This is a genomic window from Streptomyces sp. LX-29 (assembly GCF_029541745.1).
GTDB lineage: Bacteria > Actinomycetota > Actinomycetes > Streptomycetales > Streptomycetaceae > Streptomyces.
In genome coordinates this window covers 444,524-467,983 of record NZ_CP089746.1, presented here as the reverse complement: position 1 = coordinate 467,983, position 23,460 = coordinate 444,524, and the positions used below count along the sequence as shown (strand labels likewise).

15 protein-coding genes are annotated in these 23,460 nt (G+C 75.5%); 6 read left to right on the top strand and 9 right to left on the bottom strand.

The genetic code is table 11. The features are described 5' to 3' along the window. The 3 genes from LRS74_RS02140 to LRS74_RS02130 form a co-directional block, all read right to left on the bottom strand. Complete coding sequence (locus tag LRS74_RS02140) at nucleotides 1-324, bottom strand: acyl carrier protein (RefSeq protein ID WP_277739344.1); 324 nt, start codon at nucleotides 322-324, stop codon at nucleotides 1-3. Nucleotides 325-394: 70 nt separating this feature from the next. Beyond that, entirely contained in the window at nucleotides 395-4,891 is a 4,497-nt protein-coding gene (locus LRS74_RS02135) for a beta-ketoacyl synthase N-terminal-like domain-containing protein (protein ID WP_277739343.1), read from the bottom strand. A 3-nt stretch (nucleotides 4,892-4,894) separates the two neighbouring features. Then, nucleotides 4,895-12,460 (bottom strand): type I polyketide synthase, encoded by a 7,566-nt coding sequence (locus tag LRS74_RS02130; protein ID WP_277739342.1) that lies wholly within the window; start codon nucleotides 12,458-12,460, stop codon nucleotides 4,895-4,897. A 626-nt stretch (nucleotides 12,461-13,086) separates the two neighbouring features. Here LRS74_RS02130 and LRS74_RS02125 point away from each other — a divergent pair. Next, nucleotides 13,087-14,250 (top strand): DUF2786 domain-containing protein, encoded by a 1,164-nt coding sequence (locus tag LRS74_RS02125; RefSeq protein ID WP_277744561.1) that lies wholly within the window; start codon nucleotides 13,087-13,089, stop codon nucleotides 14,248-14,250. A 376-nt stretch (nucleotides 14,251-14,626) separates the two neighbouring features. Continuing rightward, nucleotides 14,627-15,709, top strand: a complete 1,083-nt coding sequence (locus LRS74_RS02120; RefSeq protein ID WP_277739341.1) for a polyprenyl synthetase family protein — start codon at nucleotides 14,627-14,629, stop codon at nucleotides 15,707-15,709. Nucleotides 15,710-15,778: 69 nt separating this feature from the next. On the opposite strand, the gene LRS74_RS02115 is transcribed toward LRS74_RS02120, so the two are convergent. Then, nucleotides 15,779-16,222 carry a nuclear transport factor 2 family protein gene (locus tag LRS74_RS02115; RefSeq protein ID WP_277739340.1) on the bottom strand — a complete coding sequence of 148 codons (444 nt, stop codon included), beginning with the start codon at nucleotides 16,220-16,222 and terminating at the stop codon, nucleotides 15,779-15,781. 142 nt (nucleotides 16,223-16,364) lie between these two features. Here LRS74_RS02115 and LRS74_RS02110 point away from each other — a divergent pair, with 142 nt between their 5' ends. Both LRS74_RS02110 and LRS74_RS02105 read left to right on the top strand, forming a co-directional pair. After that, a complete protein-coding gene (locus LRS74_RS02110; protein WP_277739339.1) occupies nucleotides 16,365-16,934 on the top strand; it encodes a PadR family transcriptional regulator in 570 nt (189 codons plus the stop codon). Then, complete coding sequence (locus LRS74_RS02105; protein WP_277739338.1) at nucleotides 16,921-17,763, top strand: SGNH/GDSL hydrolase family protein; 843 nt, start codon at nucleotides 16,921-16,923, stop codon at nucleotides 17,761-17,763. Before LRS74_RS02110 ends, LRS74_RS02105 begins: the two co-directional genes overlap by 14 nt. A gap of 152 nt (nucleotides 17,764-17,915) precedes the next feature. On the opposite strand, the gene LRS74_RS02100 is transcribed toward LRS74_RS02105, so the two are convergent. The 3 genes from LRS74_RS02100 to LRS74_RS02090 form a co-directional block, all read right to left on the bottom strand. After that, nucleotides 17,916-18,626: an HAD-IA family hydrolase gene (locus LRS74_RS02100; protein ID WP_277739337.1), complete on the bottom strand. Its 711-nt coding sequence runs from the start codon at nucleotides 18,624-18,626 to the stop codon at nucleotides 17,916-17,918. Between the two features lie 130 nt (nucleotides 18,627-18,756). After that, nucleotides 18,757-19,686 carry a hypothetical protein gene (locus LRS74_RS02095; RefSeq protein ID WP_277739336.1) on the bottom strand — a complete coding sequence of 310 codons (930 nt, stop codon included), beginning with the start codon at nucleotides 19,684-19,686 and terminating at the stop codon, nucleotides 18,757-18,759. A gap of 81 nt (nucleotides 19,687-19,767) precedes the next feature. Next, nucleotides 19,768-20,415, bottom strand: coding sequence for a TetR/AcrR family transcriptional regulator (locus LRS74_RS02090; protein ID WP_277739335.1), 648 nt, complete (start codon nucleotides 20,413-20,415; stop codon nucleotides 19,768-19,770). A gap of 66 nt (nucleotides 20,416-20,481) precedes the next feature. Between LRS74_RS02090 and LRS74_RS02085 the strand changes: the two genes are divergently transcribed. Beyond that, on the top strand, nucleotides 20,482-21,906 hold the full coding sequence (locus tag LRS74_RS02085; protein ID WP_277739334.1) for an amidase: 1,425 nt from the start codon (nucleotides 20,482-20,484) through the stop codon (nucleotides 21,904-21,906). 86 nt (nucleotides 21,907-21,992) lie between these two features. Then, on the top strand, nucleotides 21,993-22,442 hold the full coding sequence (locus LRS74_RS02080; RefSeq protein WP_277739333.1) for a nuclear transport factor 2 family protein: 450 nt from the start codon (nucleotides 21,993-21,995) through the stop codon (nucleotides 22,440-22,442). Between the two features lie 29 nt (nucleotides 22,443-22,471). On the opposite strand, the gene LRS74_RS02075 is transcribed toward LRS74_RS02080, so the two are convergent. After that, nucleotides 22,472-22,969 (bottom strand): GNAT family N-acetyltransferase, encoded by a 498-nt coding sequence (locus LRS74_RS02075; RefSeq protein WP_277739332.1) that lies wholly within the window; start codon nucleotides 22,967-22,969, stop codon nucleotides 22,472-22,474. Nucleotides 22,970-23,101: 132 nt separating this feature from the next. After that, entirely contained in the window at nucleotides 23,102-23,431 is a 330-nt protein-coding gene (locus LRS74_RS02070) for a trypco2 family protein (protein ID WP_277739331.1), read from the bottom strand. Nucleotides 23,432-23,460: the final 29 nt, after the last annotated feature.

Below are 23,460 nucleotides of genomic sequence, written 5' to 3'. Positions count from 1 at the left end.
TCAGCACTCCTCGGGGGCCGACAGCCGGGATGTGACGCGGCCGACGACGTCGCCGACCGTGAGCCGGATGACGCGCTCGAGGTCGATCTCGGCGAGGAACTCGGCGAAGTTCACCCGCTCGCCGAAGCGCGCGGACAACAGGCCGCCGAGGGTGACCAGGTCGAAGCTCTCCAGGTCCAGATCGTTGGAGAGCTCGGTGTCCATGGTGATCTCCGCCCGGTCGAACGCGTACCCGCCGAGGAGCTCCTCGAGCATGTCGAGGACCTCCTCGAACACACCGGCCTCGGTATCGAGGCCCGGCGCCTGCACCTGATTGCTGTTCACAGCGTCCTCTCCTTCCGACTTCTCCATGGGTCTGGTGTGCCTGGTACGGCCCCGCGCGCGGACGCCCTCGCTACTCCTCCTCCGGTTCCGTCGTCCACGCCACGACGTACTCCCGCTCCGGGAGCCCCGCCGGGTTGCCGAGGACTCGGCAGCACACGCGGTACGAGCGGCCGTCGACCTCCACCCGCAGCTCGTCCGGGCCGGCGGCGACGACGGCGAAGTCCCGGGGGCGGCCCCGCAGTCCGGTCCCCTCCGCCTTGGACACGGCCTCCTTCGCCGCCCAGAACCGGGTGAACCACACATCCTCCGGCTCGCCCCGCTCCGCGCACGTCGCGGCGAGCAGCTCGCGCTCGGCCGGGCCCAGCGCGACGGTCCGGGCCTGCGCCGGACGCTCGACGACCTGCTCGACGTCGATCCCGACTCCACCGCGCCCCGGCCGGGCACCGGGCCGCACCAGGGCCACCCCCGTCTCGGCGCGGTGCGACAGCGTGACGTCCAGCGCCGGCAGCCGGCGGCCGTGCACCCCGGTGACGTACGGCCGCCCGGACGCGTCGTTCTCGACGCAGATCTCGGCGGGGAAGACCGGCCCCTCCCCGCGGGTCCACAGCCACTGCCGCACGGCGTCCTTGACGGCGATCCGCCCCAACAGCCACTGCCGACGCCCCCGCGGCGGCTGCCGCTCGAACGCCAGCCGCTCCGCCCGCCCCAGGTGGTTGCGCATCACCAGGTCGCGGGAGGCGGCGTCCCGCCACCACTCGTGCAGCAGCACCCATCCGCCCGGCTGCCGTCGGGACAGCGTGTGACGCTCCGGGAACCGCTCCACCACCTTGGTCTCCGGCATGCTGTCGAAGCGCCGGTCCTGCCAGCCGGCGAGCTCCACCCAGACCCGGCCGTCGACGACGAGTTGGGCGTCGGCCTCCAGCACGGTGTCGGTCAGCGAGGCGATCCGGACCAGGCACCGCACCGTGGTGCCGGGGCGCGGCGGCGGACCGAAGACGCGGACGTGCCGCAGGCCGACGGGGAGCACCGAGGTCCGCTCGGTGCGCGCCGCGACGATCCAGTAGCCGACCAGATGGCCGACGTTGTCGAGCAGCGCACCGGGCGCGGCCGGGGCGATGATCACCCCGCGGACGTGCCGGTCGCCGATCGCCGTGAGCTCCGAGACCCCTTGGAAGGCGGGGCCGTGGAACATCCAGCGCTCGCTGTACAGCTCCTTCGCCGTGTGGGCGGGGACCCGCTCGGTGGCCGGGTCCGCGCACCACGGGGCCGGGGCCGGCGGATACCCCGCGGCGAGCTCCACCGTGCCCTGCGCATGGGACCCGAAGGCCAGGTCGTAACTGCCGGGCGCGCCCGGCGACGGCCGGACGGTGATGGGCACGTCGACGGGGGTGGCGGCGGTCACCCACTGGTTGAAGCGCGCGTGGCGCACCGCCACCGCCCGTGTCCCCGGGACGGCCCGCTCCGCCGCGTCCATGAGGTGCTGGACGATGGTGGTGGCCGGCACCACCGGACGGCGGTCCTCCAGATCGGGCCAGCCGGGGCGCTGGTGGAAGAAGCAGTGGTCCAACAGGTACGGCATCGTCTGCGTGGAGACCCGCAGGGTGGTACCGGGGGAGCGGCGCGCCGCCCCCGCCGTGAGCAGCTCCGCGGCGCTGTCCGCGGTCTCCCGCAGCAGCGCCCCGAGCTCGGCGGCCAGCGGGAAGCGCCCGGCCATCGCGTCCAGCCGGGCGGCCGGATCGAAGGCGACGTCCCGCCCGGTCGAGGCCGCCGGTCCGGGCGGCGTGGCGGCCTCGGCGGCGGCCGTACGGGCCGGGGCCAGCTCGCGGCGCAGCTCGGCCAGCTCGGGCTCCTCCAGGGACACCAGCGCGCTGTCGAGGGAGAGCCGGGCCGGCGGTCGCGCCGCCGCGGCGGTCCGCCTCGGAGCGCGCCCCGGGGCGGCGACGGGCGGCAGCGTCGGGTCGACGGAGGCGCCGTGCGTCCACAGGGCCGTGGCCACCCGTCGCAGCTGGGCGACGCCGTCGCGGCGCGGCGAGGTGGCGGCCACCGCGAGGTGCTCCCTGCCGTCGAGCGTGTCGCCGATGAGCGCGGCCAGCTGACCGGCGCCGAGCTGCACGAACACCCGGAAGCCCGCCTCGTACATGGCCTCCACCAACGGCCGGAAGCGCACCGGCTCCAGCAGGTGCCGCACGAACAGCGCGCGCACCCGCTCCGGGGACTCGGGGAAGGGCGAGGCGGTCGTGCCCGACCAGACGGGCACCTCGGGGGGGAAAAGCTCGAACCGTTCGGCCTGGGCGGCGATCGGGGCCAGATAGGGGGCCAGCATCGGCGTGTGGAAGCCCGACTGGAACGGCAGCACCTGGGCGATCACCCCCTCGGCACGCAGCGACGCGACGAACTCCCGCACCGGCTCCCGCGGACCGCACACGATCGCCTGGGTGGGCGCGTTGTCGTGGGAGAGCACCACCCGCTCCTCGGACCGCTCCCGCAGCGCGGCCCGCACCCGCCGGGCGGAGGTGCCCAGCACCGCGAAGTCCACACCGGGCACACGGAGTTCGTCCGGCCGGTGGGTGTCCAGGAACCGGTCGACGGCCTCGCGCGCGTACATGCCGGCCATCGCCATCGCGTTCCACTCCCCGACGCTGTGCCCGGCCACCGCGTCCGGCGTCACCCCCATCCGCCGCAGAGCGCCGTCCAGCAGCCGGCCGACGGCGAACACCTCGACCGCGTGCCGTCCCACGTCGCCGACCCGCACCCGCCCGTCACGGCCGACGCCCGCTTCGGACGGCAGCCGGAAGTGCTCCGCGACGCCGTCCACGCGGGGCTCGAACTCGCCCTCCAGGCCCGGGAAGACGAAGGCCAGCCCGCCGGGGGCGGCCCCGCCCAGCAGCGGAGCGGGGGCGAACCAGAGGTCGTTGCGGCCGCGCCACGGAAGTCCGGCGGCCACCATACGCCGGGCCAGGGCCAGCCGCCGGCCGGTGGGGGCCACGACGCCGAGCCGGACCGGGCCGTCGCCCCGCGGGGCGGCCAGCACCGTGGAGTCGTCCGCCGCCAGCACCTCGGCGAGCTCGTCGGCGGTCTCGGCGGCCAGCGCCAGCACCCGCTCCGGCTCGGACACGGCGAGCGGGCGCGACCGCGCCCGGCGCGCCGGCTGGGGCGCCTGCTCCAGCACCACATGCGCGTTGATCCCCCCGAAGCCGAAGGCGTTCACCGCCGCGCGACGTACGGGCCGGCCCTCGTCGCACTCCCACGGCCGCGCCGCGTCGAGCGTGCGGAAGCGCGTGGCGGCCAACGCGGGGTGCGGGTCATCGCAGTGGAGCGTCGGCAGCAGCATCCCGTGGTGCACGGCCAGGGCCGCCTTGACCAGGCTGGCCACGCCGGCGGCCGGCATCGCGTGGCCGATCATCGACTTCACCGAGCCGAGCACGGCCGCCGCGCCGTCGTCCCGCTCGCTCCCGGGGCCGAACACCTCGGCGAGCGTGGCGAGTTCGGCCGCGTCACCGGCGGGGGTCGCGGTGCCGTGCGCCTCCACCAGCCCCACGGAGCGCGGCTCGCGCGGGTCCAGCCCGGCCGCACGCCACGCCTGCCGCACCGCCAGCACCTGACCCCCCGGGTCCGGGTTGGCCAGGCTCGAGGTGCGGCCGTCGCTGGAGACCCCGGTGCCGCGGATGACCGCGTAGATCCCGTCCCCGTCCCGCTCCGCGTCGGCCAGCCGCTTGAGGACCACCACGCCCGTGCCCTCGCCGATCAGGATGCCGTCGGCCTCCCGGTGGAAGGGGCGGATGCGCTGGCTCGGGGAGAGCGCCCGCAGCTGCGTGAAGACGCTCCACAGGGTGATGTCGTGGCAGTGGTGCACGCCCCCGGCCAGCATGACGTCGCAACGGCCGGCGGCGAGCTCCACCGCCGCCTGGTCGATCGCCACCAGTGAGGAGGCGCAGGCGGCGTCCACCGTGTAGGCGGGGCCGCGCAGATCGAGCCGGTTGGCGATCCGGGAAGCGGCGAGGTTGGGCACCAGCCCGATGGCGGACTCGGGGCTGTCCGGGCCCAGCCGGTCGGTGAAGGCGGCCCGGACCCGCTCCAACTGGTCCGGCCGTAGATCGGGCATCAGCTCCCCGAGGGTGCGGACGAGTTGACGGGCGGTGCGCACCCGCTGGTCCAGCCGCACCAGCCCGGCCCCGGCGTAGCCGCCCCGGCCCAGCACCACGCCGATCCGGTGCCGCTCGGGCAGCCGCTCCTCGCCGCCCGCGTCGGCGATGGCGGCGGCCGCCACGTCCAGCGCGATCAGCTGGTCGGGTTCGGTGCCGGGCACCGACGCCGGCATGATGCCGAACCGGGTCACGTCCACCGCGGCGAACTCGTCCACGAACCCGCCCCGCCGGCAGTACACGCGGTCGGGCCCCCGGTCGCCGTTCGGATGGTAGAAGTCCGCGTCCCACCGCCCGGCCGGCACCTCGCTGATCGCGTCCGTGCCGGCCACCAGGTTCCGCCAGTACGTCGCCAGGTCGGGGGCGCCCGGCAGCAGCACCGCCATCCCGACGATGGCGATCGGCGGAAACCGCTCGTCCGTCATGGCTCACCAGCCCGACGCGGTGTAGACGACGGAGCGGGAGCGCTCGTCACCCCAGGCGAGCTCGCGCAGCAGGGCGAGCGTCCCCTCCTCCGGGTCGACGAGCCGGACACCGCGCCGGGCGTAGGCGCGCCCCAGCTCCGGGCTGACCATCCCCGCGTGTTCCGCGGCGGGCGCCCACGGGCCCCAGTGGACGGTCAGCGCCCGGCCGCCGGTGCGGAGCGACCAGCGCGTGCCGAGCGCCTCCAACGCGTCGTTGGCGGCCGCGTAGTCGGCCTGCCCCCGGTTGCCGAGCACGGCGGCGATGCTCCCGAAGAGCACCACGAAGGCCGGGTGGACGGCCCGCTCCTCCAGGGCGTCCAGCAGCGCGGCGGCACCGTCCACCTTGGTGCCGTACACCCGCCGGAAGGACTCGGCGGACTTCTCCAGGAGCAGCCGGTCCTCGATCACCCCCGCTCCGTAGACGACGCCGTCGAGCCGCCCGTGCTCGGCGTGGATCTCCGCCACCGCCCGACGCACCGCGTCACCGTCCCGTACGTCCACCGCGCGGTACCGCGCCCGGCCGGTCCGCGCCCGCAACTCGGCGAGGGTGGCGGCGACCTCGCGTCCTGCCAGCACGCGTGCGCTCTCCCGCTGGACCTCCGCCGGAGACAGGCCGCCCCGCGCGGCCAGGACCGCGCGCAGCGACGCCTGGTCGGCGGCCCCGGCGGTGGTCGGATCCTCGGGGCCGACGGGCTCGGGGGTGCGACCGATCAGCTCGACGCGGCACCGCGCGGCGGACGCGAGGGCGAGGGCGAACTGGGCGGTGATGCCCCGCGCCCCGCCGACCAGCACGACCACCGCGTCGCGGTCCAGCCCGACGGCCGCGGCCTCCGCGGCTCCGTCGCCGGCCGGGCCGGCGCCGGAGACGGCCAGGCCCGCCAGCGGCTCCTCCCGCAGCTCCAGTCCCGCCCGGCCCGCCCCGGTCCGCAGCACCACCGGCGCGTCCTCGTCCTCGGTCGAGAGCTCGGCCAGCAGCATCTCCGCGAGGGTGTCCGCCGACGCGCGGCCGGGCAGGTCCACCACTCTCGCGAGGGTCTTCGGGTACTCCCTGGACACGGAGCGGAACAGCCCGTGCAGACCGGCCGCGCGGACGTCGAGCGGGTTGTCGGCGGTCCGGGCGGCCAGCAGCCGGCCCGGCCGCTGCCGCAGGGCGGCCTGGAGCACGGGGAAGGCCTCGGGGAGGACCGGTGGGTGGGTGGCGACGCCGGCGTCGGTGTCGGCACCGGGTTCGGTGTCGGCCAGCGCGCAGAGGAGCACCACCCCGTCCACCGCGCCGTCCCGCTCGGTGAGCAGGTGCCCCGCCTCCAGGGCCACGGCCTCCGCCTCGAACTCCGCGAGCCGCGCGACCAGCGCGCGGGCGACGTCCCCGCCCCCCAGCAGCGCGAAGCGCCTGCCCGCCAGGCGGGCGGGGTCCGCGGCGCGGTCGCCGAGCGGCACCGGGTGGAGCCGCATCCGGCGAGGAGCGTCACCCGGCGGCGTCGAGGGTGGGGCCGCCGCGGTCGACGCGTGCGCCGGGATCGAGGCGGCCGGCGCGGCTGACGCGGTGGACACGACCGATGTGACCGACGCGACCGTCGCGATGGTCGCGACCGACGCGTTCGATGCGAGGGGCGCGACTCGCGCCCCTGGAGGATCGGCGGCCGGCGGCACGGGGTGGTCGGCGGCCGGCGGCGCCCACTGGTCGGTGGCCGGTGGCATCAGCGTCCCGTGGTCGGTGGCCGGTGCCCCCTCGTGAGCGGTGGCCGATGACGCGCCGTCATGGGTGCCCGGTGGCGCGCCGGCCGCGAGTCGCCCGGACAGCCACGCCGCGGCGGCGGCCGCGGTACGGGCCCGGGCCAGCTCCTCCAGCTCCCCGTCGTCCGGAACGTCCGCGCCGCCCTCACCGCCCACGCCCAGCCGGCGCGCGAACTCACCCGCGATCTCGGCCCGCTTGATGGAGTCGACGCTCAGGTCCGCCTCCAGGTCCAGATCCGGTTCGATCATGTCCACCGGGTAGCCGGTGCGTTCGCTGATGACCTCCGACACCACCCGCAGCACGTCCGCCTCGGTGAGGGCCGCCGGAGCGGCGGCGACCGCCGGGGACGGGGCGCCTCCGGGACGCGGGACGGGATCCGCGCCTTCCGGTGCCGCCGTGGGCGCGAAGGGAGTGAAGGGCGCGAACGGGGCGGCGGTCGCCGGTGCCGTCGGCGCCACGGCGGCCGTGAGCGGCGTGGCGACGCCTGGGAGCAGCCCGGGGGCGAAGGCCACCGCGGCCGCTCCCGGCGCCGGCACGGGCGGGAGGGGTGCCGGGATCCGTCCGCCGGCCGCGGCGCCCAGGTAGCTCAGCAGGACGTCGCGCTGGGTGGCGACCAGGTCCCTGCTGGTCCTCAGGAACTCGAGGAGCAGCTCGTCCGTGCTCCGCTGCGGCCCGCCCGCCGGGGGCGCGGCCACCACCGGTTCGGCGACGCGCCGCGGCGGCGCCAGCGCGCCCGGGATCACGGCGCCGTCCGCGGTGCGGACCAGATGCCCGTCGACCGACCAGCCCGGCCGTCGCGGCGGCGCGGCGGCGTCGGCCTCGACCGCGTCACGAGCCCGGAACATCCAGTCGGTGCGCACGGGCAAGCCGGCGACCGCGAGCCGGGCCAGGGCGTCGAGCAGCCCGGCCAGGCCGCTGCCCGCCGCCCGCCGTTCGACGGCGACGGCCCGATGCGGCCGGCCGTCGAGGATCTCCCCGACCAGCCGGGTGAGCACGGCGCCCGGCCCCACCTCGACGAAGACCCGGGCGCCGGCGTCGTACATGTCCTCGATCTGCTCGGCGAAGCGGACCGGCGCCCCGATCTGCGCGGCCAGCTCCGCGCGCAGCGACTCCGGATCCGCGCCGTGCTCGGCGGCCGTACGGTTGGCCCACACCGGGAACTCCGGGGCGCGCAGCGGCCACCCCGCCAGCGCCGCCGCGAAGCGATCGCCGGCCGCGGCCACCAACGGGCTGTGGAAGGCGCAGGCCACCGCGATCCGCCGGGCCGAGTGCCCGGCGGCGCGCAGCGCGCCCACGGCGGCGTCCACCGCGGCCACCGGCCCGGAGATCACGGTCTGCCCGGGGGCGTTGTGGTTCGCCACGACGACCCGGTCGGCCCACTCGGTCTCCTTCAGCGCCCGCTCCACCTCCTCGTGCCCGGCCGTCACCGCGGCCATGGTGCCGGGCCCCTCGGGGGCGTCCGCGGCGGCGTCGTGGACGGCCGCCGCCCGCTCGGCGCTGAGCCGAAGCAGGGTGCGCGCGTCCATGGCGCCCGCCGCGCACAGCGCCACCAGCTCCCCGTAGCTGTGTCCGGCTCCCATGTCCGGGTCGAGACCGGCGGCGCGCAGCAGGGAGTACGCGGCGAGGCCCACGACGCCCAGCGCCGGCTGCGCCGCCCGGGTGTCGGTCAGGCGCTCCCGCTGCCGTGCCCGCTCGGCCTTGTCGAAGGCGGCGGGGGGATAGAGCACCGCGGCGAGGGCGGGGTCGAGTTCGAGATAGCGGTGGAGCTCGGGGAAGGCGACGAAGAGGTCGGCGAACATCCCGGTGCGCTGGCTCCCCTGGCCGGGGAAGAGGAAGGCGAGCCGGCCCGGCTCCGGTCGCCCGCCGGCGGCCACCTCCGGGTCGGCCAGGTGGACTCCCGCCCCCGGTTCGGCCTCACCCGCCAGCGCCCGGCGCAGCCGCCGGTCCAGGCCGTCGAGGTCCTCGGCGACCAGGGCCACCTGCGCCGGCCCGTGGCCGGCCGCGGCGCGGCGCGAAGCCGTCAGCGCGAGGTCGCGCAGCCGCCACGGCCGGCCGGCGGCGTCGTTCGCCGCGGTCAGCCGGAGCATCTCGTCGACCCCGCGGAGGGCCGCGGCGCGGTCGGCGCCCCGGAAGACGAAGAGCTCGGCGGGCCAGGCGTCCAGGCCGTGCGCCGGGGGCGCGCCCCGCCCGTGCGCGCTGAGGACCACATGGAAGTTGGTGCCGCCGAAGCCGAACGCGCTGATCCCCGCGACCCGTTCGGCGGGCGGCGCCGCCCAGGGCCGGGGTTCGGCGTGGAAGACGAAGGGGCTGCTCTCCCGCTCCCATGCGGAGTTCGGGCGCTCGAGGTGGACCGTGGGCGGCTTGACGCCGGTGTGCAGCGCCAACGCCGTCTTCACCAGGCCGGCCAGGCCCGCCGCGCACTTGGTGTGTCCGATCTGCGATTTGACCGACCCCAGCGCACAACCGGCAGGCGTGGCCCCCGCCGCGGTGAACACCGCCTCCAGGACGGACAGTTCGGTGCGGTCGCCCACGGCGGTGCCCGTGCCGTGCGCTTCGATCAGGCCGACGTCGGCGGGCGAGACGCCGGCGTTGCGGTAGGCCCGCTCCAGGGCGGACCGCTGGCCCTCCGGCCGGGGCGCGGTCAGCCCGAGCGACCGGCCGTCGCTGGAGCTGCCCACGCCCTTGATCACGGCGTAGACGCGGTCGCCGTCCCGTTCGGCGTCGGCCAGCCGCTTGAGCACCGCGCAGGCCACCCCCTCGCCGAGCGCGATCCCGTCCGCCGCCTGGTCGAAGGAGCGGCACCGGCCGGTCGCGGAGAGCGCGTGCACCGAGGAGAAGTACACGTAGTCGGTGATGCCGTTGTGCAGATCGGCGCCGCCGCACAGCACCAGGTCGCTGGTGCCGGTGGCCAGCTCCTTGCAGGCGACGTCGACGGCGGCCAGCGAGGAGGCGCAGGCCGCGTCCACGGTGTAGTTGGCGCCGCCGAGGTCGAGCCGGTTGGCGATCCGGCCGGAGATGACGTTGGCCAGCATGCCGGGGAAGGAGTCCTCGGTGAGCGGAGGCAGTTGCTCCGCCAGGCCCGGGGGGACCGTGTCGAGATAGGAGGGGAGCACCGCGTGGAGCGTGCGGGCGTTGGAGAGGTCGCTGCCCGCCTCGGCACCGAAGACCACGGAGGTGCGGGCCCGGTCGAACGCCCGACCCTCGCGGTCGCCGTACCCGGCGTCCTCGAGGGCGCGCCGAGCCGCCTCTAGCGCGAGCAGCTGCACCGGCTCGATGCTGCCCAGGGAGGCCGGTGGGATGCCGAAGCGGAGCGGGTCGAAGGGGATCCGGGGCAGGAAGCCGCCCCAGCGGGAGACCGTGGTGGCGCCGTCGCCGCCGCGGGCACCCGCTCCGTCGGGCGCGCGGTAGTGGACCGCGGGGTCCCATCGGTCGGCCGGCACCTCGGTGACCGCGTCGACGCCGTCGAGCACATTGGCCCAGAAGGTGGCCAGGTCGGGGGCCTTGGGGAACATGCAGGCCAGGCCGATGACCGCCACGTCCAATGGCCGCGGGGGCGTCGGCTCGGCGCTGTCGAGGGTCGCGTCCGCGCCCAGGAGTTCGCGCAACTCCGCGGCGCGCCGGTCGAGGAGGTCCGCGGCGCCCGAGGTGACCGAGCGGTGCAGGGCGTCGACGGTGGTGACGGTCGAGCGCAGCGCCACCACGTCACCGGCCATGAACACGCCCTCGTCGAGCTGGCGGTCCTCGCCGACCGGGAGCAGCTCGCCGTCGGGGCCGCGCTCGACGCCCTTGCTGGCGATCCGCAGCCGACCCACGTTCAGCCGCTCCAGGTCCTCCCAGCGCTGCCGGGCCGGCACGCCCTGGGCGTGCAGCCGTTCCTTGACGGCGTGGAAGCCCTCGGTGAAGGGGTTGGGCACGCACCGGGTGGCATGGCCGGGCGCGGTCTCCAGCAGCGTGGTGCACCGCGCCCCCACCACCTGACGCTGGAACAGCGGCTGGATGGCACCGTGCTCGACGGCCTCCTCGGTGAACAGGTACGCGGTTCCCATCAGCAGACCGACGGCGACGCCGCGTCGGGTCAGCGGCGCCGCGAGCGCCGCGATCATGGCGGCCGACCGCTCGTCGTGCACGCCGCCGGCGAAGAAGACCTCGATACGGCCCGGTGCCCCGGCGCCCCCACCCGGGCCCGCGTCGGCGTACGGGCCGGTGCCCACGCCCGGACCGGTGCCCGCGCTCGCTCCCGTGCCGGCGTCCTGCTCGTCCAGGAAGTCCTCGATCACCGCCATCTGGGCCTCCCACAGCGGGAAGCTGTTGCGCGGACCCACGTGCCCGCCGCACTCGGCGCCTTCGAAGACGAACCGACGGGCGCCGGCCCGCAGGAACTGGCGCAACAGCCCGGGCGAGGGGACGTGCAGGAACGTGGTGATGCCGTCCCGCTCCAGGGCCTTGGCCTGCGAGGGCCGTCCGCCCGCGATGACGGCGTGGCTCGGGCGCACCTCGCGGATGGCTTCGAGCTGCGCGCTTCGGACCTCCTCCGGGGCGAACCCGAGGACCCCGACCCCCCAGGGCCGCCCGGCCAGTGCCGCCTCGGCCTCGCGCAGCAGCGCACGCGACTGCTCGGGGCCGGCCAGGGCCAAGGCGATGAACGGCAGCGCGCCCTCCCCCGCCACGGCGGAGGCGAAGCCCGCCTGGTCGCTCACCCGGGTCATGGGGCCCTGGGCGAGTGGCAGCCGGGTCCCGAGCGTGTCGCAGATCGCCGCACCGGGGCGCAGCGCCGCCTGGGCCGGCGCGGTGTGGCGGCAGTCCCGGACGGCCTCCGTGAGGGCCTGGACCGTCCGGCCGACGGTGTGCCAGTGGGCGGCGAAACGAGCGGCCAGGAAGCCGTCCTGGCCCACGGGCAGCAGCCGGTCCTCCCCGTCCTCCCGGGCGGCGGGCCGATCGGCCGTCGCGGCGTCGTCCTGCGGGTGGACGTCGTGCGCGGCGGTGTCGTTCGGGCCGTCGACGACCTTCCCGGCGGGGTCCTCCGGGGCGTCGCCCTTCGCGGCGGGGTCTTTCGCGTCGGGGTCCGTCCGGACGCCGTCGGCGCTCGTCGCGGCCCGTGTCGGCGGGGCGCCGCGCCGACGTAGTCCGCGGCGACCGTCGACGACGACCGTCTCCGAGCCGTCCAGGGAACGGAGCGCGGCGGCCGTCTCCGCGGCGACGCCGGACTCGGCGAGCAGCGCCAGCTGGCTGTCCACCACGACTCCGGCCGCCCCGCCGGCGACGGCGGCCGCGGCGGTCCGCGGGCCGATGCCGCCGCAGGCCCAGACCGGGACGGACACCTCGGCCGCGCCGAGTAACTGTTGGAGGAGCACGAACGTCCCCAGCCGCCCGACGCGCCCGCCGCTCTCGCCGCCTCGGGCGATCAGGCCGTCCACCCCGGCCCGTACCGCCGCCACCGCCTCCTCCAGGCCGGTCACCTCCGCCAGCACCCGGTGCCGGCCGATCAGGGCGTGCGCCGACCACCCCGCGTCCACGCCGAGCACCACGGTGTCCGGGGCGTTCTCGTCCGCGGCGAGACCCACGGTGAGGTCCTCGTGGGTCAGCCGGCAGCCCGCGCCCACCCGGACCCCGTACCGACGCCCCGCCGTCCAGCGGCGGACCTGCTCCAACGCCCCCCGGGCCCGCCGGTCCCCGGTTCCGAGGTCGAGCACGCCGAGCCCCCCGGCACTGCTGAACGCCGCGACGAGCCTGGCGTCCGGTTCGCCGAAGGGACTGATGCCGATGAGAAAGTCGGGGAAATCCAAAGCGGTGTTCATGGGTGCTCCCGCAAAACAGTGGCCAGGGTAGGCAAAGAATTAATCGGCGTGAGGTGCCGAAGTCCTACTTCCATTCCGAGCTGTGAGGGAGGGTTTTCACGGGGGTGCTGAAGCCCGAGAATCCTAGCTGTACCCTCCAGGAAAGGTGTCGAGCACCACTAGAAGGCGCCTCGAATCCACGAGTCCCATTTCCGGGCCCGGCAAGGCGTGAAAGGGGGTGGTCCTCGGCTATTCCGGCCGCGGTCGCAGGGTGGGGAAGGGTTCGAGTTCATCGCTGTGGCTTTGGTGCGCCAGGGCATGTTGTGCGTCGAGTTTCAGGGAAGTCGGAAGGGTCCCGGAATAACGCGAGAACACCCGAATGCCGCCGTCCGCCCGCCCTTGCCGATTTCGGTGGGCGGGGTACGGGGCCGCGCCCGAGGGTCGGGAAATTCCGCCAGCCGTGCGGAGGCCGGTGCGGAGCCGGGCCGGGGCCGCCGACCGGGCGCGGGACACGGGCGCGGGACAATGGTCCTCGCATCGGCGACAGGGAACGGCAGGAGAGAGGCGACGTGGGCGAGCGTGGGGAAGGCCAGCGCCGGCGGGGGCAGGGGCGTGGAGGAGAGCGTCCGGCGGAGGCCGCGCAGACGGTGGAGGCCGTCCTGCACGCCGTCACCGTCGCGCCGGACGCCGGCCTCGACGACGCGCTCGACGCCGGTGCCTCCACCCTCACCGCCGCCCCCGCGGGCTGGGAGGCGGTGAGCCGTGCCCTGGTCGCCGCCGCCGAGCGCCGGGTGCGACGCTGCTGGGACGGCGGCTGGCAACCGGCCGACCTGGAACGGATCGTACGGCGCGAAGGCGTCGCCGACCGGACCCGCTTCGTCGTCGACATGATCGCCGCCGAGGCGCGACGGGCCCCCGCCGCCCGTACGGACACCCGCTGGACCGCACAGCTCGGCGAGCTCGACGCGCGGGTGTGGTGGGACGGGGACGACGGGTACCTGGAGGCGTTCGGCCGCCGCGAGCGCCGCGCGAGCCGGTTCGAGACGGCGGGCTGCGCCCTGGCCGCGCTGCGGTCGATCGGGCGGCTGCCGCGGATCGAGCCCCTGGCGCGGCGGGCCGCACCGCGGGCGGGAGCCGAACCCCGCATGCTCGGTCGGGTCCGCGCCCTGCTCGCCAAGGCCGAGTCCACCTCCTACCCCGAGGAGGCCGAGGCCCTGTCCGCCAAGGCGCAGGAGCTCATGGCCCGCTACAGCATCGACGCGGCGCTCCTCGGCGCGGACGCCGGGGAGGGCCCCGGCGCCTGCCGGATCGGCGTCGAGGCCCCGTACGAATCGGCCAAGGCGCTGCTGCTCGACGCCGTGGCCGAGGCCAACCGGTGCCAGGCGGTCTGGGCGAGCGAGCTGGGCTTCTCCACGGTGGTCGGCTTCGACGCCGACCTGGAGCTCGTCGAACTCCTCTACACCTCGCTGCTCCTCCAGGCGACGACCGCGATGAACCGGGACGCCGACCGGCACCACGCCCGCGGCCGCGCCCGCCGCACCCGGCACTTCCGCGAGTCCTTCCTCATCGCCTACGCGGGCCGCGTCCGCGAGCGTCTCGCCGCCGCCACCCGGCAGGCCACCGAGGAGGCCGTGCACGAGTCCGGCGCCACGCCGCGCGGCGTGCTGCCCGTACTCGCCGCCCGCGAGGTGGCGGTGGCCGACGCCGCCGCGCGGATGTTCCCCGACACCACCGCCCACCGCCTCAGGTGCCGCGACGCCGACGGCTGGGCCCACGGCACGGCGGCGGCCGACCAGGCCGAACTGGCCTGAGCGTCCGGCACCTCGGGCATGGGGTAGAGTAGATCTTGCAACGCCGCCCCCGCGGGGCGGGGGTTGATGCGTCGGTCGTCTAAGGAAAGATGCTCGTCTCCAAACGAGAGATGTAGGTGCAAGGCCTGCTCGGCGCTCCATCGAGGATCCCTCCCCCTGTTCAGGGGGAGGGATCCTTTTTGCTTTGGCGGCGAATGCCGGCCCGGGAGGTGAGGGGCGGTCATGCCTCGCCGGCCTGGCCCGACCGCTCCTGAAACCCGACGTGTGCGCGCCCGGGCTCGGCACCCGGGCGCCGTACCGCACGGCCCCCGTGCCCGAGGGGTCCGGGCCTCGACCCCCGTGCCCGAGGGCACGCGGCCGCTGGCAGGCTACCCGCATGAACGACACGATCGCGGCCGCCGCGCTGGAGCGGGCCGCCGGGTACCGAACCCGGTTCGACGCCCGCTTCGCGGCGTACTTCGACGCGCTGGCCGACCGCCTCGACACCCCGCCGCTCAGCCGGTTCACCCCCCGCTGTCTGGAGTTGCTGCGGGACCTCTCGCTCCGCGGGGGCAAGCGGATGCGCGTCGCCCTGCTGTACGAGGCGGCACGCCTGGTGACCGAGGAGCGGGTGCCCGGGCTGGAGGAGGCGGCGCTGAGCCTCGAACTGCTCCAGACCCACGGCCTCATCCACGACGACATCATCGATGACGCGCCCACCCGCCGCGCCGGTCCGTCCACGTACTACGCCTACCGTCGGGAGTTCCCGGACGACGAGCGGACGGCGCTGGCCCTGGCACTGCTGGCCGGGGACCTCGCCGCCTTCCTGTCGCTGCGCGTACTGGCGGAGGCCCCGGTGCCGGCCGAGGTGAGACAGGCCATGCTGGACGTGCAGCTGAGCGCGGGCGCCGAAGCGGTGACGGGACAGATCGTCGACCTGGAGCGCGACGCCCACCCGCTGCCCGACGAGGAACTGCTGCACACCGTCACCGAGTACAAGTCGACCCGGTACTCCGTTCTCGCCCCGCTGCGGCTGGGCCTGCTGGCTGCCGGCGAGGACCCGGTCCGCCACGATCGACGGCTGCGTCGCTACGCGACCCTGGTGGGGATCTGCGGGCAGATGCGCGACGACTACCTCGACCTCTTCGGCGACGCGGCGGCCACCGGGAAGCCCGTGGGTGCCGATCTGCGCGCGGGGCGCCGAAGTTATGCCGTCCGCGCGATCCTGGCCGCCACCACCGGTGCGGAGCGCGCCGTGGTGGAGACCGCTCTGGGCGACCCGCGGTGCACGCCCGACACCGTCGACCGCGTCCGCGATCTCGCCCGGCGGCACGGCGTCGACGCCGCACTCCGTGCCGACATGCGCCGCACCGCCGAGGCCGCCCGTGCCGAAGCCCTCACCTGGCGCCCGCACTGGCGCGAGGAGGCCGTGGCCTTCTTCGCCCGACTGCCCCTGTGGAGCGTGGAACGCACCCGCTGAACCCGCGGCCGACCGCGGGTTCAGCGCGCCTTCCGGGCAGCGCCCAGGGCTTGTGTATGCGAGGCCGCGCTACCGTTCCGCCGGCGCTGGCGCCGGTGCCGGGGCGAGGCCGTCGGCGACCAGGCCGGCGAGGACGGCCTCGCCCAGGGCCCGCACGGCGGACTGCGGGCGCACCATCACCGCGATCTCCTTGATCCTCGCGTCCTCGTCGAAGTGCAGCAGGTCCACACCGTGAATCTGCCTCCCGTCGACGACGGTTCGGAAGACGAGGGCCGCCGACGCGGACGGCGTGCCGTCGGTGCCGGTCTCGCAGGTGCCGGAGTGCTCTCCGACGTAGCGGAAGTCCTCGAAGGTGCGCAGTAGGACGCCGAAGAGGCCCAGCACGGCGGGCCTCCCCTCGAAGGGCGTGAACCTCACCGGGCTGTAGAGGCGGATGTCCTCGGTGAACAGGGCCTTGAGGGCGACGAGGTCGCGGTCGTGGACTGCGGCGCGAAAGCGGTGTGCCGTGGTCACGGGATCCTCCTTCGGGTGCCCTGTCGGGCTCCTCGTAGTCATGAATGTGACTAGTCACTTTCTTGAGTATCATGCGGGAGGTGTCCATGGACAGAGGCGCCGGACAGAGGCGCCGGACACAGACGAGTGAGGAGGCGGTCCGATGGCCTTGCGGCACGCCGTGCTGGCGGCCCTGCTGGACGAGGAGTTGAGTGGGTACCAACTGGCCAAGGCGTTCGATCTCGGCGTGGCGAACTTCTGGCACGCGCTCCCGCAGCAGCTCTACGCGGAGCTGACCCGACTGGAGCGGGACGGGCTGATCGCGGGCCGGGAGGTCGTCCAGGACACCCGGCCCAACAAGCGCCTCTTCACGGTGACGAGCGCGGGCCGGGAGGAGCTGGAGCGCTTCACGGCGAGCGCCGCCAAGCCCTCCTTCATCCGCGACGACCTGATGGTCAAGGTCCAGGCCGTCGACCACGTCGCCGTCGAGACGGTGATCGCGCAGCTCACCGAGCGGGCCGCGTTCGCCCAGGCCAAGATCGAGCTCCTCGGCCGGCTGCTGCACACCATGCGGGGCGACCGCACCGAGGAGGAGTTCCTGCGCCACGGCGAGCGCGTCGGCCCCTACCTGACCTGTCTGCGCGGCCTCGCCTTCGAGCGGGGAAACCACGACTGGTGCGTGCGCACGGCCGCGCTCCTGACGGAGAGGCAGGCGGCCCATGCCCGACACTGACCGGCGGTATCTGCGCTACGTCGCGCTCGGCGACAGCCAGACGGAGGGCCTCGGCGACGGCGACGACACGACCGGGCCGCGGGGATGGGCCGACCGCCTCGCCGACGAGCTGGCGACCCACCATCCCGAGCTGCGGTACGCCAACCTCGCCGTCCGCGGTCGCACGGCCGGTCAGGTGCACGCCGAGCAACTGGCGCCCGCCCTCGCCCTCCGCCCCGACCTGGCCACCGTGGTCGCCGGCGTCAACGACCTGCTGCGCCCGCGCTTCGACGCCGATGCCGTCGCCGGCCACCTGGAGGCGATGTTCGCCGCGCTCACCGCCCAGGGCGCCCACGTCGCCACGGTGACCTTCCCCGACCTCGGGAGGGTGATCCCGCTCGCCCGCCCCCTCGGCTCCCGCGTCACCGCCCTCAACGAACGCATCCGCCGGGCCGCGCGGCGCCATGGCGTCATCCTCGCCGCGACCGACCGCCACCCCGTCGTCGGCGACCCCCGCCTGTGGAGCCCGGACCGGCTGCACGCCAGCCCGCTCGGCCACCAGCGGATCGCCGCCGCCGTCGCGCACGCCCTGGCCCTGCCCGGCAGCGACGACTCCTGGACGCACCCGCTGCCTCCGCCGGAGTCACCGGTCCCCACCGGCCGGCACGCGGCCGTCGCCGAACTGCGCTGGGCCGCCGCCTTCCTGGGCCCCTGGCTGGTCAGACGGGTGCGCGGCCGCTCCTCCGGCGACGACCGCACCGCCAAGCGCCCTGCCCTGCTCCCCGTGCGGGTGGCATCCGCCGACCGCGATGACCCGGGCCGGCCGCGCCAGGCCCCGGCCCCCGGGTAGGACGACCACCGCCCGCGCGCGGGGCACGGCCGGCCGGGCGGGGGAGCGGCGGACAGGGGTCGAACCGACCCGACCCGACCTGCCCCGACCCGACCTGCCCCGGCCGAGGCCGCCATGGCGCGACCCGGCGCCGTCGCGGCCGGCGCGCCGGGTCACACCAGATCGAGCACCGCCGCCAACGCGTCCGGGCGCCGGTCCACCTGGACGCCGTCGACCAGGTGCACCGCGCAGCCCAGGGCGGCGGCCCCGCCGTCCGCCGGCGCGCTGTCGCCGACCATCACCACCTCGTGCGGCGGCAGCCCGAGCCGGTCGCAGGCCGCCTGGAAGAGCGCGGGGTCGGGCTTCGCCACCCCGTGCTCGTACGAGAGCACATACGACTCGACGAGGTGGTACACGCCGTGGGCGCGGAAGACCGGGCGCGGGTCCCAGCCGATGTTGCTGACGACGGCGACCGGGACGCCGCGCCCGCGCAAGGCCGTCAGGGTGCTCGCGGTGTCCGGGTACGGCCGCCAGGCGGCCGGCCGGCGATGCCGTTCGTACAGCGCCTCGGTCAGATCCGGAACGGGGGCCGACGCCGCCGGTGCGGGAGGCATGGCGCTTCGGGCGAGGGCGGTATAGACGGCGCGGTGTCGGCCGGCGCTCATGTCGCGCTCCCGCCACAGCTCGGCCAGTTCGGCGGGCAGCCGCCGGGGCGGGACCCCGCCGGGCTGGGCGCCGACCGCCTCCAACCGCTCGGCGTAGGCCGTGAGCTCCTCCTCCGTGAGGACGCGACCGGCCTCCTCCGCCGCCGCGCGCAGCCACTCCCGTGCCGGCTCGATGTGGAACAGGGTCCCGGAGAAGTCGAACAACACGCCCTTGGCCATGCCCCCATCGTCCCCCGGCGCCGCGCTCCGCGGCCAGAGGGCGGCGCCCCGCGTGACCGGCGGAGCCCGGGCCGCCGCCGGGTGCGCCGCCGTCCGCGCGTCGAGCGACTCGCGGGCGGAGCGGGGGAGTTCAGCGGCGGAGCCGGAACCAGTCCGGGGAGTCCGGATCGCCGTAGACGTGGTTGAGCCCGGGTCGCCGATCCGTGCCGCCGACGTTCCACTCCATGGCGCAGCCGTCGATGTCGAGCCGCACCGACTGCTCCCACGGGTCGGTGGCCGACTGGAACAGCCAGGTGCCGGTTCCCGTGCACCGACGTGCGTCGGAGGCACCGTCCACGGTCTCCTCCTCCTCGGTCCGGAGGCGGTCGGCGACGGCCGTGCCGTCGGAGGCGAGGCGCAACCGGCCGCCCTCGTCGTCGGTCCACGCGCCGACCAGGTCGTGGCGGGCCACGGTGGGCGGACGGTACTCCTCGATCAGTCCCACGGACCGGGCCCCGAGACCCAGCCCGCAGGCCGCCAGGACGGCCAGGCTTCCGTACGCGTAGCCCCGCCGGAGGAGGGAGGCGGTGCGGCCCGTACGGAGGTGGCGGTGGGACAGCGCGACCGCGCCGGCCGCCGTGGCGACGCACAGGGCGAGCAGCGACCAGCACACCAGGGCCTGCGTCACGGACAGGGCCCACCAGCGCTTCACCAGCACGGTGAGCGGCAGGGCCGCCGCCGCGGCGACCGCCGGCACGACCCACCGACGCCCGCCCGGTCGCCGGGCCAGACCCAGCGCGGGCAGGACCACCGTCACCGTCATCAGCAGCCCGGCGGGGAGGGCGACGCAGGCCAGGACGGGAAGCGTGACGACCAGCAGACCGGGGTCGTCCTGCGGTATCGGCGTCTCGTCGTCCAGGCCGAGGAAGGTCACGCCGACCACCAGCAGCGCCGCTTCGAAGAAGAGGACACCCGCGGAGAGCAGGACCGTCCGCACCGTCCACAGCCTCGGTCGGCCGCGGGCCTCCCGCCGAGTCGTTCCAGCCGCCGCCGGCCCGCGGTTGTCCGTGCGCATGCTCACCTTCGATCACCTTCCACCCCGATCATCCCCGAGCGCGTGTGGCACGCGAGGGCCGGGGTGGGGTGTGCGCCGTCGAGGTGTTCACCCTCGGCTGGGCCGGTCGGGCGCGTCGTCCGCCGCCAAAGCGGTCCATGATCTGAGGAGGAGTTCGACGGCGTCGACGACCACCTCGTCACCGATCTCGTCGGGACACAGCTGCCGCTGGATCAGCAGGCCGTCCTCCAGGGCGTGCACGATGAGCGCGAGGAAGGCGGGGTCGGCGGGGGGCGTGGCGTCGTGGCGGCCCAGCTCCTGCTCGATGCCGCCCGCGATGGCGCCGCGGGCGAGGAGTTCACGCTCCGCCAGCCGCTGCCGGAGCTCCGGGTTGCGGCGCGCGTGCAGGAACAGCTCCAGACGCAGGGCGAGCCAGTCCGCGGCGTGCCGGCCGCGGGCCCGGTGCCAGGCCCGGAGCCCCTGCAACACGTCCGCGAACGACTCCGCGTCGCGGCCCAGCTCCCGCACCTCGCGCAGCTCGCTCCGGGTGCGCCGGTCGAGCAGCTCCAGCACCACCTCGTCCTTGTCCTCGAAGTTGCCGTAGAACGCCCCGCGGCTGTAGCCGGCGCGCTCGGCGATCTGCTCGACGGACGTTCCGTTGACGCCGCGTTCGGCGAACAGCTCGGCCGCGGCCTCCAGCAGGCGGTCCCGCGTCTGCCGCCGGCTCTCCTCCCGCGTCATGCGCTTCGGTGTCATCCGAACCTCCACCCCATCCGATATTCGATTGCGTATCCAGATACAGGTCTGTATCCATAGTCGACTGTGGATACAGAATTGTGGCAGCTGAGCGCGGCGGAACTGGCCCGGGCCGTCGCCGCCGGCGACGTCAGCGCGCTGGACGTCGTCAACGCGCACCTCGCACGCGTCGCCGTGGTCAACCCACGGGTGAACGCGATCACCAATCTCCTCGCCGACAGCGCCCGCGAGGCCGCCCGGGAGACCGACCGGCGCCGCGCCGCCGGCGAGCGCCTCGGCCCGCTGGCAGGGGTGCCGTTCACGGTGAAGGAGAACATTCATGTCGCCGGATCGGCGACCACCTTCGGCGTGCCCCGGTTCCGTGGGCTCGTCCCCTCCGCCGACGCCCCTCCGGTACGGCGGCTGCGCGCCGCCGGGGCGATCCCCCTCGGGCGGACCAACCTGCCCGACATGACGATCGCCGGCATGCACACCGTCAGCACCCTCTACGGCGAGACCCGCAACCCCTGGGACCCGGCCCGGACCCCCGGCGGGACCAGCGGCGGCGACGGGGTGGCGGTCGCCACCGGCATGGCCCCGCTCGGGCTCGGGAACGACTCGGGCGGTTCGCTGCGCGTGCCGGCCGCGTTCAACGGCGTGACCGCGCTCAAGCCCAGCTACGGCAGGTTCCCGCAGGACCACCGGCTCGGGCCGCAGGACCCGACGCTCTCCTCCCAACTGTTCCCGGTGGACGGGCCGCTCGCGCGCACCGTCGCCGACCTGCGCGCCGTCTACGAGGCGCTCTCCGGAGTCGACCCGCAGGACCCACGCGCGGTCCCGGTGCCGCTGGACGGCCCGCGGCCCGCGGGTCCGATCCGCGTCGGCGTCGTCATGGACCCGGGCGGACACGGCGTCGATCCCGCCGTGCGCGCCGGCGTCGAGACGGCCGCCGCGACGCTGGAGGACGCCGGCTACGAGGTCCACGAGGTCGAGGTCCCCCGGCTGGACGACGCCGTCGACGGCTACCTGGGGCTGATATTCACCGAGTTCAGCCTCGCCTGGCCGCAACTGAAGGAGCTGCTCACCGAGGACAGCCGACGCCACGTCGAACACACCCTGCGGGAGCAGCCGGCGCTCGGCCTCGACGGCTATCTCCAGCTCACCGCGGCCCGACAGGGCATCCAGCGGGACTGGGCCGGACACTTCGAGCGGTACCCGCTGCTCCTCGGCCCCGTGTCGACCGACCCGATCCCCTTCCCCGACGCCATGCACGGCAGCGTCGAGGACAACGCCCGCACCATGGGGGCCGTACGGCTGTGCCGGGCGAGCACCTTCGTCGGCGCCCCGTCCGTGGCGCTGCCCGTGGGTGTCGCCGACGGGCTGCCCCAGGGGGTTCAGATCATCGGCGGGATGTACCGGGAGGACCTCTGCCTCCAGGCGGCCGCCGCCGTCGAACAGCGGTTGGGCACGTTCACCCCCGTCGACCCCACCGCCCCGCCTCCGGCCGACTGAGTTCGGTCGGGAGGGTGCCGGCGGTGCCGCACCTCGACGTCCGAATGCCGCCAGCGTGGTCGGTCCCCTCCGACCACACTGGCGGCATGAGACCTTCATCCCCCACGGACTCGGTGACCGTCCTCACCGGCATGTACGCGGCCGAGGCGGAGTACCTGGCCGCCGGAGGCCCCGGCAAGGCGTCGTTCGACCTGCTGGCCCCCTTCTTCGCACCGGACGTCGTGCTCCACCAGGCCGACGCCCTGCCCTACGGCGGCACCTGGCGCGGGCACCAGGGCATGGCGCGGTTCTTCCTCGCGATGGGCGAGGCGTGGGAGTCGTTCGACATGGTGAAGCAGGAGTTCCTCGCCACCGGCGAGACCGCGGTGGTGCTCACCCAGGTCCACGCCCGTGCTCGGGCGACCGGTCGCGAACTCTCCTTCCCGATCCTCCAGACCATCCGCGTCGAGGACGGGCGGATCACCGAGGTCCGGCCGTTCTACTGGGACACGCGGGCCGTCGCCGACGCCTGCGCGGAGCCGACCGCGACCGGCTGAGACCGCCCGCGTTCGCCCCACCGGGCGGGTCAGCCGGCCCCGTCGACGGGCACCGACCGCGTCATGGCGAACTCCAGAGCGTCCGCACCGGGGCGCACGGGCTGTACCGTCCCCGTCCGCCGGAAGTCGTGACGGGCGTAGAGACGCTCGGCGGGCTCGTTGCCCTCGGCCACCCACAGACGCACCGTGGGGACGTCGTGGTCGCCTGCCCAGCGCAGCACCTCACGCACCAGCAGGTCGCCGACCCCACGCCCCCTCGCGGCGGGCCGCACCCACAGGGACACCAGTTCGGCGACGCCGGGGTCGGCCGGGACGACGCCGACCAGCCCGCAGACCTCGCCGCCGTCCTCGGCGACGAACTGGTTGCGCCCCGCGAGGCGCTCCCGCCACCGGTCCTCCGAGAACGCCAGCTCACGGCCGAGCGTGGAGGCGAAGGCGGTCGGGGCGTCCGCCAGGGCCGCGAGCCGGACGGCGCGGTAGAGCGCCCAGTCCAAGACGTCCAGCACCCGCACGGAGATCGTCTGCATACGTCCGACCCTGCCACCGCCCCGAAGACCCCCGCAAGCGATGCCACCCGGCCGTAGCCGCCGGCCGCCCGTCGCCCCGCGGCTCGACGCGGGGGTGGCGGACGGCCGTCGCCCCCACGCCCCGCTCGGCGCCTACACCCCGCCCACACTGACGTGCGGACTACCGTCTGGGCCCTGGGGGGTCAGGTCGATCTGGATGGTGTGCGTGGCCTCCCGCGCGACGGACCCGCCCCCACCCGCCGTGACCACGCCGATCCGCAGCCCGGCCTTGCCCCCTGTCTCGCGCCGTACCTGGACCGCGAACTCCAGATGCACCCGCTCCACCCCGAACTTGAGCGTGCGCCCGGCGCCCAACGCCTGGGCCGCCTCCAGTTCGTCGCGGACCTGTCCGATCACGTCCGCGAGCCCGGCGACCGCATCCTCGACCCGGGCCTCGCCACGGGTTTCGTCACGTTCAGCCATCGCGTACTCCCCCCTGGGTAGTTATCGTG